The 15,633-nt window shown below is 66.8% G+C and carries 14 protein-coding genes; 7 read left to right on the top strand and 7 right to left on the bottom strand.

What is annotated here, in order from left to right; genetic code table 11:
- Positions 1-401 precede the first annotated feature (401 nt).
- The gene (locus tag FHY19_RS07080) at positions 402-1,034 is read right to left on the bottom strand and encodes a DUF4142 domain-containing protein (protein ID WP_259163222.1); all 633 of its coding nucleotides are present in this window, start codon (positions 1,032-1,034) and stop codon (positions 402-404) included.
- A gap of 255 nt (positions 1,035-1,289) precedes the next feature.
- Here FHY19_RS07080 and FHY19_RS07085 point away from each other — a divergent pair, with 255 nt between their 5' ends.
- Positions 1,290-2,453: a zinc-dependent alcohol dehydrogenase gene (locus tag FHY19_RS07085; protein WP_259156775.1), complete on the top strand. Its 1,164-nt coding sequence runs from the start codon at positions 1,290-1,292 to the stop codon at positions 2,451-2,453.
- Between the two features lie 87 nt (positions 2,454-2,540).
- Here the strand turns inward: FHY19_RS07085 and FHY19_RS07090 are convergent, their stop codons facing one another.
- Positions 2,541-2,699, bottom strand: a complete 159-nt coding sequence (locus FHY19_RS07090) for a hypothetical protein (RefSeq protein WP_259163231.1) — start codon at positions 2,697-2,699, stop codon at positions 2,541-2,543.
- Between the two features lie 472 nt (positions 2,700-3,171).
- Here FHY19_RS07090 and FHY19_RS07095 point away from each other — a divergent pair, with 472 nt between their 5' ends.
- Entirely contained in the window at positions 3,172-3,423 is a 252-nt protein-coding gene (locus FHY19_RS07095) for a YkgJ family cysteine cluster protein (RefSeq protein ID WP_046965021.1), read from the top strand.
- A 9-nt stretch (positions 3,424-3,432) separates the two neighbouring features.
- Entirely contained in the window at positions 3,433-3,648 is a 216-nt protein-coding gene (locus tag FHY19_RS07100; protein WP_259163234.1) for a hypothetical protein, read from the top strand.
- 242 nt (positions 3,649-3,890) lie between these two features.
- Here the strand turns inward: FHY19_RS07100 and FHY19_RS07105 are convergent, their stop codons facing one another.
- The 3 genes from FHY19_RS07105 to paoC form a co-directional block, all read right to left on the bottom strand.
- Positions 3,891-4,208, bottom strand: coding sequence for a hypothetical protein (locus FHY19_RS07105; RefSeq protein WP_259156778.1), 318 nt, complete (start codon positions 4,206-4,208; stop codon positions 3,891-3,893).
- 306 nt (positions 4,209-4,514) lie between these two features.
- Complete coding sequence (locus tag FHY19_RS07110) at positions 4,515-4,727, bottom strand: hypothetical protein (RefSeq protein WP_259163236.1); 213 nt, start codon at positions 4,725-4,727, stop codon at positions 4,515-4,517.
- A 478-nt stretch (positions 4,728-5,205) separates the two neighbouring features.
- Positions 5,206-7,419 carry an aldehyde oxidoreductase molybdenum-binding subunit PaoC gene (gene paoC / locus FHY19_RS07115; protein ID WP_259163237.1) on the bottom strand — a complete coding sequence of 738 codons (2,214 nt, stop codon included), beginning with the start codon at positions 7,417-7,419 and terminating at the stop codon, positions 5,206-5,208.
- A 431-nt stretch (positions 7,420-7,850) separates the two neighbouring features.
- On the opposite strand from paoC, the gene FHY19_RS07120 reads away from it, so the two are divergent.
- From FHY19_RS07120 to FHY19_RS07135, 4 genes are read left to right on the top strand one after another with little or no spacing between them, the layout of a single operon-like run.
- A complete protein-coding gene (locus FHY19_RS07120) occupies positions 7,851-8,588 on the top strand; it encodes a DUF3348 domain-containing protein (RefSeq protein WP_259163238.1) in 738 nt (245 codons plus the stop codon).
- 10 nt (positions 8,589-8,598) lie between these two features.
- Positions 8,599-11,256, top strand: a complete 2,658-nt coding sequence (locus FHY19_RS07125) for a DUF802 domain-containing protein (RefSeq protein ID WP_259163239.1) — start codon at positions 8,599-8,601, stop codon at positions 11,254-11,256.
- Positions 11,253-11,918, top strand: a complete 666-nt coding sequence (locus FHY19_RS07130) for an OmpA family protein (protein ID WP_259163241.1) — start codon at positions 11,253-11,255, stop codon at positions 11,916-11,918. Before FHY19_RS07125 ends, FHY19_RS07130 begins: the two co-directional genes overlap by 4 nt.
- Positions 11,915-12,571, top strand: coding sequence for a DUF2894 domain-containing protein (locus FHY19_RS07135; RefSeq protein ID WP_259163243.1), 657 nt, complete (start codon positions 11,915-11,917; stop codon positions 12,569-12,571). The genes FHY19_RS07130 and FHY19_RS07135 overlap by 4 nt, the downstream gene beginning before the upstream one ends.
- A 343-nt stretch (positions 12,572-12,914) precedes the next feature.
- Here FHY19_RS07135 and FHY19_RS07140 read toward each other — a convergent pair whose 3' ends face one another.
- Positions 12,915-14,192 (bottom strand): DUF3526 domain-containing protein, encoded by a 1,278-nt coding sequence (locus FHY19_RS07140; protein ID WP_259163254.1) that lies wholly within the window; start codon positions 14,190-14,192, stop codon positions 12,915-12,917.
- The gene (locus FHY19_RS07145) at positions 14,192-15,628 is read right to left on the bottom strand and encodes a DUF3526 domain-containing protein (RefSeq protein WP_259163255.1); all 1,437 of its coding nucleotides are present in this window, start codon (positions 15,626-15,628) and stop codon (positions 14,192-14,194) included. Before FHY19_RS07145 ends, FHY19_RS07140 begins: the two co-directional genes overlap by 1 nt.
- Positions 15,629-15,633: the final 5 nt, after the last annotated feature.

A 15,633-nucleotide genomic window follows, 5' to 3' on the forward strand; every position in this document is an offset into this window, starting at 1 on the left:
GGCAGTGCAATCCCCCATACGACTGCACTGTGGCGGTCGGGCAGATCGCTGCAGTGCACAGTTGCGCGCCCCGCTGCAACCAATGCCATATCTCAAGCAAAAAGACAGGTAGCTTTCGCTACCTGTCCTGTCTGTGCTACGCGATGATGACTTCGACTGCGCTTGTCGTATCCAGGAAACCTGTTTCCTGTCGTTCCAACCACCATCCTCAAGCGTCGATTGGTATCACGATAATGCCGGCTTGGGAGCGGCCGAGGCATCGTCGCCAGCAGCTGTCAGGCAAGCGTGGAAGGCACGTCCGGGATCGGCACGCCGGAATCAGCGTGCACGACATGGCAGATACAGCCTTGAGCAATAATCACACCCATCCTGGCAACCGCACGGCCGTTTGTGCGCCGACCTTAGTGCGGCTGGGTCTGCTTCGCGCTGAGCGCCTTGGCGTGGTCCAGATGCTCGGCAATCGTGTCGCGCGTTCGCTGCAGCTCCTTGCCCAGGTCGCTGGATCCCGGCTCGCTACGCAATTGCGTGTCCAACAGCGCCAGGGCCTGCTCATGGCTACGCACGGCAGTTTGCAGGTACTGCTTTTCGAATGCCTGCCCATGCAACGCTTCCAGCTGGTCGCGTGCGCTCTTCGAACGCGCAAATGCGGCCTGCCCCAGCGGTCCGCTGCGGTCCGGTGCGAACCGGCTGAGGTCGGTCAATGCCGCGCTATGCGCCTCGTCCATCTTACGGGCAAAAGCCAACAACTCGCCGTCGACGCCTTTGACAACGGCCAGTTGCGCCAGCGTGCGTTCCTGCTCGTTGAAAATGGCCAGGGCTCCAAGCGACTGCTTGCGATCGCGCGTACCACCACTGCTATCGCGTAGTGGGTCGCCATGCGGTGGTGTGCTACCGATGGCGGCCTCCGCGCTCTGGCGGTCCTGCAGCGCGCCCCGAACGGGCTGCGTCTCGCCTGCCGAGCCTTGACTGCGCTGCCAGGCCTTGTACGCCACATAACCCACCGCGCCTGCGGTCACCATCTTGAAAAGTCCCATGCCTGTCTCCTGCGTGATCGCACATGGCGATCGTCGATTGTCGAGGTTGCATCACCGCATCTGACCGCATGCAAGGCGCTGCGCGTGGAGTGAGCGTGCGAGCGCAGGGGTTATCCACACGTGACATGCGCATCAACGCGGTGTCGTGGGCCGAGCGCGTGCACGCCGCACGCACGCACCGTGCTGACTGGCTTAACGCGCCGATGCAAACACTGCGCTGCGTTGCCGCAGACCGCCGGCCTTCAGGAGATCGACATGCTTGCCCTCAATTACCACGGCTCACGCGATGTGCGGGTCGAAACTGTGCCGGACCCGCTCCTGGTCGAACGCGACGACCTGATCCTGCGCGTTACTGCCACCGCCATCTGTGGTTCGGATCTACATCTGTATCGCGGCAAGATTCCGGACCTGCGTCAGGGCGATATTCTCGGCCATGAGTTCATGGGCATCGTCGAAGAGGTTGGCCCGGACGTGACGGCGGTCAAGCCGGGCGACCGCGTGGTGATTCCGTTCGTGGTGGCATGCGGGCGTTGCTTCCATTGCATGCTCCAGGAATTTTCTGCATGCGAGACCACCAACACCGGCAAGGGCGCTGCGCTGAACCACAAGGACATGCGTCCGCCGGCGGCCCTGTTTGGTTTCAGCCATCTCTATGGCGGCCTGTCCGGCGGACAGGCCGAATTTGTTCGCGTGCCCAAGGCCAACGTCGGGCCGCTGGTGGTGCCGGACGCGCTGCATGACGAACAGGTGCTGTTCCTGTCCGACATCCTGCCTACCGGGTACCAGGCGGTGATCGATGCCGGCGTCAAGCAGGGTTCCACCGTAGCGATCTTCGGCGCCGGCCCGGTGGGTCTGATGGCCGCGGCATGCTGCCGCATGCTGGGCGCAGAACGCATCTTCATGGTCGACCGGCATGCGTACCGTCTCGACTTCGCATCCAGGACCTATGGTGTGATTCCGATCAATTTCGATGAGATCGACGACCCGGCCGATGTAATCGTCTCGCAGACCGACGGCCGCGGCGTGGATGCCAGCATCGAGGCGGTGGGCTTCGAGGCCGAAGGCAGCGCGATCGAAACCGCACTCACCAACCTCAAGCTGGAAGGCAGCAGCGGTGTGGCCATTCGCCAGTGCATCGCCGCCACGCGGCGCTGCGGTGTGGTCAGCGTGCCGGGCGTGTATGCCGGCTTTATCCATGCGTTTATGCTGGGCGATGCCTTCGACAAGGGGCTGAGCTTCAAGATGGGTCAGACGCATGTGCAAAAACACATGCCGTATCTGCTGGAGCGCATCGGCAATGGCGAACTCAAGCCCAATGCCATCATTTCGCACCGAATGCCGCTGGCCGATGCAGCGCAGGGCTACGCATTGTTCGACAAGAAGCAGGACGACTGCCGCAAGGTCGTATTGACGCCGTAACCGTCGCATCCCACGAGGGTGATCAACAAGGCCCGGCTATCGACCGGGCCTTGTTGCTTTATCGTGGCCAAGCGTTCATCGCCACACTCAGTCGAGCGGTTTGGCTGGCACGAATGGCGACACCGGATCGCTGGCGGGGAAGGTTTCTTCCACCGCCTCGTCCTGTAGCGCGTCCTGCTTCTGCTTGTCGCGGTGCTCCTGGTCGTGACCTGCAACCTGCTCGTGCATGGGCTTGGACGTATTCATGGCGGTGCTCCTGATGCGTGCGACTGACATCGCCACGCTACGGCGCGCCATCGATGGCGGAGGTGAAACCCGTCTTCGCGCCAGCGCGACAAAGGCAACGCAGCGTGGCCGTGTCTGCAGGCAGGCGCTCAGCGAGCCTTGCGACACAGGCCGCCACGGTGAGGCTCCTGTATCGATCAAGCTGCATCGCCCGGGACGCAGGCCTCCCGCGCTCCCGGCGCATCCGTGCGTTGCTCCGAGCTGGGCAGGGGCATTGCTGTCGGCAGACATGCCGGCCATGCCATGACGCCGCCTGCAATTGCCACTGCACGTGATCGGGACAGGGCCTGCGGGCGCCGGTTCACATCCGCGCGCGCGCAGGGTGTATGGTGGGGTTGCGGCCGGAGACCGGTGTCGCCTTCACTCCCATCTGGCCTTTTCCATCAAGACTCTCTGCGAACGCTGCGACGCCGTCTGTTGCCGGCTCACCGTCATGGTCGATCCATCCGACCGCATCCCCCAGCACCTCACCAGCGTGACGCCGCAAGGCTGGCACGTGATGGCGCGCGACGAGGAAGGCTGGTGCGTGGCCCTCGATTCGGCACGCATGTGCTGCTCGATCTATGAAACGCGTCCGGCGATTTGTCGGCGTTTCGTCATGTCCGGGCCGTATTGCCGCGACGTGCGTGCCACCTACGACGATCAACGCCGGCGGGGCATCCCCTTGACGCTCTACAACGCATGAGGATTCGCGATGAATAACTCCCGCCGCCAGTCGATGACCGTCAGCAATCAACCAGGCAAGCCGCGCTTGTCCGAACAGCGCCTGGCTGCCGACCTGGAAGCGTTTCAGCAATCCGGTGGCGCGATCGAACGCCTGGGCGATACACCGCTGCGTCGCGACAAGAAACGCGGTGCGCCCGACACTGCCCTGGTGACGCCCGCCAAGGCGCCCGACGTCGCGGAGTAAACCGCTGCTGGCACGCGCGCCGGGCTCTCAGCCTGCGCTTGCGTTTGCCCTGAATGCGGCAGCCGCGTTGCGAGCGGCATCAGGCCACTTCTGACCTCATGCATCGCCCGCCTCCTGCGTAGTTCGCGTTGCCCGCTGCGCGCAATCGATCGATGGCCATCCGCTGTGCCGTGCCACGCGCCAGAAGTTGATCGCATGGGTCCACTGACGCAGGACATCGCGATTCGACCGCATGTACCGCGTCAGGCAAGCGCCGCTTGGGCGCAGCCGTCGTGCACATCACCGCCCTCGCCGGTTGCCGCTTGCTGCCGACGTGTCGCCAGATAGGCACGCCATTGCGCACCCAGCGCGGCACACAGCGCATCGGCCGCCAGCGACCCATACACGCACGCCAGGTTGAGCTCACGGTGCCAGTGAATGCCGGATTGGCCGCCCGGCCAGGGCGTCATGCGATACCCCGCCGGCAGCATCACGCCAGGCAATGACGTGCCACACAGCATCTGCCCATCGTGCGGGCCACCGATCAGATGCACACGCACGCCTTCGACTGTTTCGCTCACACCTAGCTCCTCAACGAGGTGCCGGATCAACGCATCCGGCACGGGGTTGGGGGCGCCGCTGCAATGGCGGGCAACGCAGGTGCCTCGCATCCCCACTGCCCAGCGCATTGCGATAGCGCCCCGACCGACACTGCTTGATCGGCGAAGATCACGCCGTGCCATCGATGCGCCAACCGTAAAGTGCGCGCAGCAGATGTGCGTGAAAACACCAGAAAGATTGGGTGAGCGCGCAGTCCTCGCGCATGCGACGGCGACGTGGAACGCAGCGCGCGGCAGCCGCATGCCAGCACAGACTGCGCAAGGCGGTTACAGCAGCTGCGCGCGATCGATTGCGCCCAATCCCTGTGCCAGCGAGGCCATTTCGTTGGCCAGATTGATCAGGTTGCCGCCGGCCTGAGCCGCCACGCCCATGATGCGCTGGTAGGCGTCCCAGAAGTCCGGTCCACTGCCGTAGGCATCGTGGAACCCTTGCAGCTCCAAGACCAGCAGATCGGACACTTGCATGTCGGAGTGGTCCATCGCGTTCCTCGTTGGGGATTTTCCCGGCGGGCAGCTTATACCCGTTCACCTTACAGAACAGCGGCGATTCGGCGACAGCGGCCGGTCACCTGAACTGGTTAGAGAGCCGCCCGCACAAGCAGTTGGATCGGTGCGCCCAACGCATCCGGGCCATTCGACTACCGCTGTCTTGTACTGCAGATATCGCTGCACCGCGCCCTCTTCTGGTCGCGCTCGGCAGCGCGCGACCATCGGCGTGCTGTCAGAGGCGCGTATGCCATCCGATCTGGCGTTGGCCGGACTGCATGGGTGTCGATACGGAAACTGCCGATCAATGTCAGCTGCGCCCACGACGCACGCACACCCTCTGCCGCATGGACGCATTGGCCGCAGCCTGATCCATCACCAGCATCGTCAGCCCGGCATGCGACCCGCTTGCCGACGTCGCTGGCCCCGCTGGACGCAATGGCCCGGGCCGTACCGCCGGCGTTTCCGGCGCCTACACCGCCCTGCGTGGCAGCCGCGCCAGCAGCTTGTCCAGGGTGATCGGATAGTCGCGCACGCGGATGCCGGTGGCGTTGTAGACCGCATTGGCCAGCGCCGGCGCCACGCCGGTCAACCCCAGCTCGCCCACGCCCTTGGCCTTCAGCGGCGACATGGTGGGGTCCACCTCGTCGATGAAATGCGCTTCCAGGTGCGGGATATCCGCATGCACCGGCACCTCGTACCCGGCCAGATCGTGATTGACGAACAGGCCCAGCCGCGTGTCCACCGCCATCTCTTCCATCAACGCCGCACCCACGCCCATCACCATGCCGCCGATCACCTGACTGCGCGCGGTCTTGGGGTTGAGGATGCGCCCGGCCGCGCAGACCGCCAGCAACCGGCGCACGCGAATTTCTCCGGTATCGGCGTCTACCGCCACCTGCGCAAAGTGCGCGCCGAAGGTCTGCTGCGCGTAGCGCTGCTTGAGCGTGCCGTACTCCATGGCGTCCTCGGCCACCAGCTCGCCGTGCTCGGCCGCCTGCGCCAGCGGAATGGCGCGCGCGCCCACCTGCACCATCCCATCGGCAAAGCGGGCCTGGTCGGCGGCAATACCCAGGCGCTGCGCCACCGCCTCGCGCAGCTGCATGCAGGCGGCATACACGCCGGCGGTCACCGAGGCGGCGCCCTGCTGCCCGCCCGAGCCGGGCGTCTGCGGAAAGCTGGAATCGCCCAGCCGCACCACCACCTGCTGCAGCGGCACACCGAGCAGTTCGGCCGCGGTCTGCGCCACGATGGTGTAGCTGCCGGTACCGATATCGGTCATGTCGGTTTCGATCGTCAGCGTGCCGGTGCGGTCCAGCCGCGCACGCGCACCGGCCTTGGCAATCGGCGCGCCGCGAATGGCGCTGGCCATGCCCATGCCGATCAGCCAACGCCCGTCGCGCACGCTGGCCGGGACGGGATTACGTTGCGACCAACCGAAGCGTTGCGCGCCGCTGCGCAGGCAGGCCACGAACGGCCGCGTGGAGAACCGGCGCTGCGGTTGTTCCGGGTCCACCTGGGTGTCGTTGACGATGCGCAGCTGCACCGGGTCCATGCCCAGGCGTTCGGCCAGTTCGTCCATGGCCACTTCCAGCGCCATCATCCCCGGCGCTTCGCCGGGCGCGCGCATGGCGTTGCCTTCGGCCAGATCCAGCACTGCCAACCGCACGCAGGTCATCCGGTTGGCACCGGCATACAGCGCGCGGGTGGACAAGGTGGTCGGCTCGCTGCGACCGCCACGCAGATTGCCCGACCAGCTCTCATGGCCGATCGCGGTCAGCCGCCCGTCGGCCGTGGCCCCCAGGCGCAGGCGCTGGATGGTGGCGGGCCGGTGGATGGTGCTGTTGAACATCAACGGGCGCTGCAGGGCCAGCTTGACCGGTCGCGCGGTGATGCGTGCGGCCAGCGCAGCCAGCACCAGGTCCGCCTGCGCGGTGCCCTTGCCGCCGAAGCCGCCGCCAATGAACGGCGACAGCAGCCGGATACGCTCCTTCGGCACGCCGAGCGCCTTGCCCAGGTCGCGTGTGCCCCAGTTCATCTGCTGGATGGCGGTGTGGCAGATCAGGTGATCGCCTTCCCAGCGCGCGATGGTGGCGTGCGGCTCCAGCATCGCGTGCGCCTGGTCGGGGGTGCGGTAAGTGGCATCCACGGTGAACGGTGCGGCGGCATAGGCGGCGGCGAAATCGCCTTGCGCAGTCTGTGGCGGTCCACCGAACGGGGCCTGCGGCGCCACCGGAGCGCTGGCCTGCTGGGCGGCCAGGTCGTACTGCCCACGCTCGCGCGCATAGCGCACCCGCACCAGCGCCGCGCCGGCACGGGCCTGCTCGAAGGTCTCTGCCACCACCACTGCCACCGCCTGGTGGTAGTGGTCCACCTGCGGCGCGGCCAGAAACCGCTGCACATAGAACTCGCCGGTGCCCAGCGTGGGCACGTTCTGGTAGGTGAGCACGGCGATCACCCCGGCTGCCGCCAGGGCGGCGGCGGTATCCAGCGCGGTGATGCGGCCCTTGCCGATCGCCGCTCCGACTAGATAGCCATACGCCATCTGCCCGGGCTGGTCGTGCCATTCGTATGCGTAGCGCGCCTGCCCGGTCACCTTGAGCGGCCCGTCCACGCGGTCGACCGGCTGGCCAAGCACCTTGAGTCGGTCGCTGGGGTTGCTGCCTGCGGGGGTGTCGAACTTCATGCGGATGCCTCCTCGAAGAATGCGGGCGAACGGCGCGTCTCGGGGCATCTCGGCCGTGACGCCAGACCCGGCCCCGGCGATCGCCCATGCCGGCGGTGCGTATCGGTTGTAGCAAACCCCGGTGCCGTGCGATGCCATGCAGGCGGCATGCGCTCATGAAACCTGCTCACGAATCGGCGCAAGCGCAGGCACCGCGGGCGATTCACCTTGCCGCACCTGCTTGCCGCACCTGCTTGCCGCACCTGCGCGACCTTGCCGCGGGCCGCCTCGCTGCCGACGCTCCGGCTCGCCAACCGTCCCGCCCCCGACTGCCCTAGGCTCCACCAGTCCCGCCCCACCATGAACGTCACCAGCCACCGCAGCGCCCGCCCCGCCGCACCGGCAGACCCGCTGTCATTCCCGTGTAAAATGCGCGGTCTTTGACCGGAACAATGGCGAAGTCTGCTCCACGGGCGCCCCTCTCGGGCCCGGCGTTCATTCGCCTGCTCGCACGCCTCAGCGATGTCCGCGTCGCCCAGTCCAACCATGCGCTGGCCGACCGGCTGAGCCAGTGGATCGACTGGACACGCGCGGTGGCCGTGTCCAAGGCGCTGGATGGCAAGTTGCCCGACATCGACGACCTTCCAGAACCGCGTCCGCTCGATGCCGAAGCCTGCGCCCGCGTGCGCGCCGGCCTGGCGACCAGCAGCGTGGCCGATCTGGATGCGCTGGTCGCGCGGCTGCGCAGTCAGGCAGGTGACGCCACCGACACGGATGCAGCGCCGCCGGTGCCCGACTACGCACCGTTTCGGCAGCATTACCTGGCGATGCAGCGTGCCATGCGCACTGCCACCGGCGATCTGCGCGGGCGGCTGCGCGACCTGCTGACGCTGGCGTCCGGCGACATGGCACGGCTGGCCGAAGTGGATGCAGTGATGGAGCTGACCCTGAGCCCACGCGAGCAAAGCTTGTTGAACACCGTGCCAGGCCTGCTGGGCACGCATTTCGAACGCCTGCGCGAGGCCGCGTACGCGCACGGCGCGCCAACCGAGCAGGAGATCGCGCCGCGCGCGGTGTCCGATGGTTGGCTGGATGTATTTCGCAAAGACATGCAGAGCGTGTTGCTCGCCGAACTGGATGTTCGTTTTCACCCGATCGAAGGCCTGCTTGCAGCGCTTCGTACCCGCTAACTGGGACGTCATGTTCAAAACTCTTGTACACGTGTGTGTGTTTCTCGTCGGCCTGTTGGCGGTTTGCTGGGTCGGGTTCGGCTATCTGGGCAACAACCCGCTGGGCGCGTGCGTCTCAGCGGTGATCGGCGCGTGTTACCTCGCCGGTGCGCTGGAGCTGTATCGCTACCGCCAGGCCAGCGCCACCCTGGACAGCGCAGTGACCGGGCTCACCGCTGCGCCATCGGCACTGGACGCGTGGCTGGAGCAGTTGCACCCGAGCCTGCGCAATGCGGTGCGTCTGCGCATCCAGGGTGCGCGTGTGGCGCTGCCGGCCCCTGTGCTGACGCCGTATCTGGTCGGTCTGCTGGTGCTGCTGGGCATGCTCGGCACCCTGCTCGGCATGATGGCCACGCTCAAGGGCACCGGGTTTGCGCTGCAGAGCGCCACCGACCTGCAGGCCATTCGCGGTTCGCTGGCCGCACCGGTGGAAGGGCTGGCATTCGCCTTCGGCACCTCCATCGCCGGCGTCGCCACCTCGGCCATGCTGGGCCTGTTGTCGGCGCTGTGCCGCCGCGAACGGCTGCAGGCCGTGCAGCGGCTGGATCTGAAGATCGCATCCGAGTTGCACACGCACTCGGATGCGCACCAACGCAGCGAGGCGTTCAAGCTGCAGCAGCAACAAAGCACATTGATGCCGGCGCTGATCGATCGCCTGCAGGCCTTGATGGGCAGCATCGAGCAGCAGAGCATCGCCGCCGACGCACGTCTGGCCACGCAGCAAGCCGAGTTCCACGCCAGGACCGAAGCGGCGTATGCGCGGCTGGCCACCTCGATGGAGCAATCGCTTCAGGCCGGCGTCGCAGAGAGTGCGCGCGCGGTTGGCGCGGCGTTGCAGCCTGCGATGGAGGCCACCATGGCCAGCATCGCGCGCGACACCGCCGCGCTGCACACACAGCTCACCCAGGCCCTGCAGCAGCAGCTGGACGGCATCAGCAGCGGGTTCGATCGCAGTGCCAGCAGCGCCGCGCAACAATGGACCACCGCGCTCACCGCGCAGGAACACGCACAGCAGGCGCTCAGCACGCAGCTGCAAACCACGCTGGAGCAGATCGCCCAGCACACCGCTGGATTGCAGGAGCGCGTGAGCACCGCGGTGCAGCAGCAACTGCATGGGCTCGACGCCGGCTTCAAGGACAGCGCACGCCTTGCGGCCGAGCACTGGCAGGCGGCGCTGGCCGCACAGGAGCGCGCGCAGCAGGCGCTCAGCGAGCAGATACAGGCCATGCTGGCGCAGGTCGAGCAACGCAGCAGCGCCCTGCAGGACAGCGTCGGCACCGCCGTGCAGCAGCAATTGCATGCACTGGATGACGGCTTTGCGCGCAGCACCGCCGCCAACGCCGAGACCTGGGCATCGGTGCTTGCCGAACAACAACGCGCCACCCACTCGCTCGGCACGCAGTTGCATGCCACGCTGGAACAGCTGGCCCAGCAGACCACCGCCTTGCAGCACGGCGTGCAAGAGGCCGTGCAACAGCAGCTGGACGGGGTGACCAGCGGATTGGAGGCCAGCACCGCCGCCACCGCCGCCAGCTGGACCGCTGCGGTGGCCGAACAGCAACGCGCCAACCATACCCTCACCCACGACCTGCAGAACGCACTGACGCAGTTCGCCAGCACCTTCGATGCGCGCTCCAACGCGCTGGTGGATGCGGTGTCCAGGCGCATGGAGCAATCCAGCAGCGAAACCGCCACTGCCTGGAGCGACGCGCTCGCACAGCAGCAACACGCCAGCGCCGCGTTGGCCACCCAGCACCAGGATGCGCTGGCCGCGGCAACCGCCAGCTTCGACACGCATGCCGCAGGCCTGGTCGACACCCTGCGGCAATCGCATGCCGAGCTGCAGGCCGCACTGGAAGCGCGCGATGCACAGCGTCTTGCCCTGTGGAGCGAGCGCTTTGCCGCGATGAGCGCCACCTTGGCCGCGCAATGGGAACAGACCGGCGAACGCGTCACCCGGCAACAACAGGCAATCTGCGACACCCTGGCCACGACGGCCGGCGAACTGTCCACCCAGGCACAGGCGCAGACCAGCGCCACGATTGCCGAGATCTCGCGCCTGATGCAGATCGCCTCCGAAGCTCCCAAGGCCGCGGCCGATGTGGTGGCCGAGCTGCGCCAGAACCTGTCCGAAAGCATGGTGCGCGACACCGCCATGCTGGAAGAACGCAGCCGCCTGCTGGCCACGCTGGATACCTTGCTCAACGCGGTCAATCACGCCTCCACCGAACAACGCCAAGCCGTCGACGCACTGGTCACCACCTCGGCGGACCTGCTGCAACGTGTGGGCAGCCAGCTCACCGAACAGATCGGCAGCGAAACCGGCAAGCTCGGCGCGGTGGCCGCGCACGTCAGCGGCAGCGCGGTGGAAGTGGCCAGCCTGGGCGAAGCCTTCGGCATGGCGGTGCAGATGTTCAGCACCTCCACCGGCGAGCTCAACGAACGCCTGCAACACGTGGCCACCGCGCTGGATGCGTCGCTGGCACGCAGCGACGACCAGCTGGCGTATTACGTGGCGCAGGCGCGTGAGGTGGTCGACCTCAGCATGCTGTCGCAGAAGCAGATCATCGAAGAACTGCGTCAGCTCGATGGCCAGCGTCGCGATGCTGGCGCAGCGGAGCCGGCATGAGCGACGAGATCGAAAGCGACGGCGAATCGGGCACGCCGATCTGGGCCGCATTCGGCGACCTGATGTCGGTGCTGCTGGGCGCATTCGTGCTGATCCTGGTCGGGGTGATCGGCGTGCAGCTGCAGCTGTCCAGCCGTCTGGATCAGGAGGTCAAACAACGCCAGGCAGAGGCGCAGCGCCGCAAGACGCTGGAACAGGCGCTGGCCGCACCGCTGGCTGCCGGCCGCGTGACGTTGGTCGATGGCCGCATCGGCATTCGCGGCAACGTGCTGTTTGCATTCAATTCCGATGAGCTGCAGCCGGAAGGACGCGAGGTGTTGAAGTCGCTTGCTGCGCCTTTGGCGCAGTACCTGAGCGCGCGCGAGGAACTGCTGATGGTCAGCGGGTTTACCGACGACCGCCCGGTGCTGGGCGGCAACCGCCGTTATGCCGACAACTGGGAGCTGTCCGCGCAGCGCGCGCTCACCGTGACCCGCGCGCTGATCGCCGAGGGCGTGCCGGCCGCATCGGTGTTCGCTGCGGCGTTCGGCTCGCAGCAACCGGTGGATTCCAACGCTGACGAGGCGCGCCGCGCCAAGAATCGCCGGGTGGAAATCGCACCGATCGCACGTCCGTCCGGCGCGCAGCACACGGCCCCCGCGCAGGCCGCCGCCACACGATGAGCACCCCGGCTTCCGCACGCGCGCGCCTGGAGCGTTGGCGCAGCCAGGGCGCCGACCGGCTGGACCCGGTGCGCTTCCATCTGATGCAGACGCTGGCGACGCGTGCCGAAACGCAGGCCGACGCGGTACGTGCGGTGCTGGAAGAAAAGCTTGCCGGCCTGGTCGATGCGTATGCGGCCACCATCAAGAAAACTGCGCGTGGTACGCGTGCCGGCGTCGCATCGCCCGCAGTGCAGCGCAGCCCGCTCGGCGCCCTGACCGATCAGCTGGCAGGCCACGCCGCGCTGATGGAAGTGGACAGCAGAAAGACCGCGGCCGCCGATACGCAGCTGTTTCCGGAGCTGCCGGCGCTTGACGATTTTCGTCGTACCTGGACCACCGTACGCACCGCCAGCCAGGTGCGTCAGTCGCTGCAGGACGCGCCCAAGGATGCCGGGCCACTCAATTCCAGCGTGCTGGTGCATCGCTGCATCTCCTTGATGCGCGAGCGCTCGCCCGGCTATCTGCAGCACTTCCTCGGCTATGTCGATGCGTTGTCGTGGCTGGAGCAGATGCAGCACGGCGGCGTACTGGCCGACGAAACGGCCGCACCGCTGGCCGCCGGCAAGAAGCGCAGCCGTAGCGGCACATCGAAGCGGCGTGGCATTGGGTGATTGCGCCCGCGTAGCAGTCGGTGCAGGCGATACTTGCGACCGCAGCGCGTCATGCGATGCATATGACTCAGCGCCAGAAGCTGTTGCTCGATGCGCTGACCCTTCGACGTGTACGGCTGATAGAGACGCCGGCCGATCGAAAGACCGGAACCAACCGCATCGTTACGCAACGCACAACGCATGCAGACATCGCAGCGACCTCACAGAGCGGCTGAGCATGGTGCGCCGTCCTCGGCTCGGTGTGGGCGGTGCGTTCGGAACCAGAGCGTACCAGTGAGGCACGCCGCGCCGAGCAGCGGCTGCACCCGCCCGATGGTGGGTGCAGTCGTTTCGTCAGCCGCGCTTAGCTGCGCTGCGGCACCGGCGTTGCGGCAGCATCGAAACGTGGCGCACGCTGGAAGTCGTCGCCTGTAAACGGCCGGTCGCGGAACAGGTACCCGTAGTAGAACGCACGCAATGCCTGGTGATAGGCGCGAATGCGATCCTGATAGGCCAGCTGCGCCTGCAGGTCGGTGCGTGCCAGGCGCGTGAGCGCGGCCTGCACTGCCACCGGCGGCAACACACTGGCCACGCGCCAGGCTAACCTTTCCCGGCGCAGCAAACCCTGGCGATAGGCCGCCACCTGCGGGGCGACCTGCTGATCGCCGTTTTCATGGAAGGCGAAATACCACTTGTAGTGAAACGCACCGGTCAGCGCAGGCGAATCTGCCCACTGCGGATCGCTCGCGTAGAACCGCTGCATGGTGGCCTGGCGCGGAATATCCCAGGCGTGGTTCACCGCCTCGCGTTGCAGCCGGGCGATCTCGGCGCCCTGATTGACCGGCACGGCCTGATTGATCGCCACATGTGCCAGGGCCGGCGCCACCAGTGCCAGCACCACCCAACAGGTGGCCAACGTGGTGGCATGCGCGGCAGGTCGCCAATGGAGGCGGCCCACCGCCACTGCCAGCAGCACCCAGAACAGCAGATACAGGCCCGTCAGCGCCAGCACCGCCAGTTGCTGCAGCAACGGTACCGCGTTGAACGTTGCGGCCAGCGCGAACGGCACGCTCAGACAGGCCAGCACCGCAACCGCGCGCACCACCACGCGCCGCACCAGCAATGCGGTGCCGGCACCTGGTAGCGCGGCCAGCATGCGCGCACGCCCGGCCTCGCGCTCGCCGGAGCGCAGGTCGAACAGCAACGCGATCACGAACAGCGGCAGCAGGAACACCAGCACGAAGGCGTAGTCGAAGCGTCCGGCCAGCGCCAGCTCGGGGTTATAGCTGTCGCCATCGTAGATTTGCGCCTCCAGGCCCAGCGCGCGTATCCGCAGGATGTAGGGCGCCACATCGCGCATCCCCACTGCGGCAAAAGCCAGTGACGACGGCGCATCCCAGGTCGGGTGGAAACTGTAGTACGCCGCGCTGCCGGCATCGTTGGAGCGCGCGACATAGGCTTGCACGGCCGCACTGTCTTCCTGCTGCAGCGGGGCGATGCGCGCGATGTTGGCGCGTTGCGCGTCGATGACGTGCTGCCCCGAGACCAGGCTGCACACCGTCAACAGGGTGAGCAGCAGCAACCCCGCCACGGCCGCGCGTGCGCGTAGCAACAACAGCAGTTCGTATTTCCACAGCACCATCAGCGTGCCACTCCCACGCGCCGCCCGGCGGCCAGCAACATGCACCAGGCGGCCAACATCCACGCCGCAATCAGACCCAGCGGCACAGCTGCCGCGCGTACGACCTCGGCATTGGACGCCGGAGTAAAGGTAAACACCGGGATGCGCTGCCAATGCGCCGCAGAGATGCGCTTGCGCTGGTCGGCACCGGCATCCTGCGCGGTGTCGTCGGCCATGCGTACCGCATCGGCCTGCAACTGGTTGAGCCGTTGCACCAGCATGTACCGGTACCGCTCTGCCTGCGCCAGGAAGCGTTCGTGCGCGCGCAGGTCGGTTTCTGCCAAGCTCATCGACACCTCGCGCAATGCCACGGTCGGGCTCAGCACGGCAAACATGCGCACCAGCAGATTCTGGCGCTGCTGGATGCGTGCATCGCGCCCCGCATAGCGCTCGAACAGGCTGGCAGTGAGTCGCTCGCCTTCCAGCGCCAGCAGCCCCTTGTAATTGACCGGCAGGTCTTCCACGCGTTGCACGCGGTAACGCGCCAGCACCTGTTGCTTGAACTGCGCAAAGTGCGGGTCGTCCGGATTGTGGCTGTCGCCTAGCGTGCGCAGATCGCGCTGGATGGCCACGTCGGTCTCCAGCCGCGTGGGCAGCCGGTACGCCGCACTGGCCACATCCGGCGCCACGCGCGGCACCAGCAGGGCCAGCCACACCCATAACGCCAGCGACACCAGCAACGCATCGCGGCCGCGCCGGCACAGCATCGACACCACCAGCACCAGGCCACACCACACCAGCAGATAGATGCCATACGCCAGCACCAGCAACGCCACCAGCACTGCCTGGCCCGGCGACAGCGCGATCGGTATCAGGCCGACCAAGGCCGGTAACAGACACGCGCCGGCCACGGCGGCCAGCGCGAGATATTTGCCGCCGAGCAGTTGCCGGCGCGTGGCGCCCTGCAGCAGCAACACGCGCAGCGTGCCGGTCTCCTGTTCGCGGGCCACGGCGCCATAGCCCAGAAACACCAGCATCAGCGGTGCCAGCACCTGCAGCACGAAGGCCGGTGTCAGTTGACCGAAACGCACCAGCAGCGAGCTCTGACGGACATCGCCAAAATTGGCGGTGTTCTGACGATGGCCTTCCAGAAACATGCTGTTGCCGGTGAAGGCATCCACGCCCGAATCGAATGCAGCCAGGGCCGGCAACGGGCGATAGATGAAATGCCCGTAATGCACCACCCGATGCGGATGACGGTCCGGCTGCGCATCGAACGCCTGCTGGGCAGCCTGTTGCTGGCGCGCACGGAACGCGGTGACCTCACGCTGGTGATGCGCGGCGGTCAACGCCGCCGCCAGGGTCAGCAGCATCAGCAACACCACGCCGATGGCGGCGGAGCGACTGCGTGCCATGAAGCGCAGTTCCTCGCGCGCGACCAGCCACACAGCACTCATGCATG

Source organism: Xanthomonas sp. 4461 (genome assembly GCF_024806475.1).
In the GTDB taxonomy this organism is placed as follows: Bacteria; Pseudomonadota; Gammaproteobacteria; order Xanthomonadales; family Xanthomonadaceae; genus Xanthomonas; species Xanthomonas arboricola_F.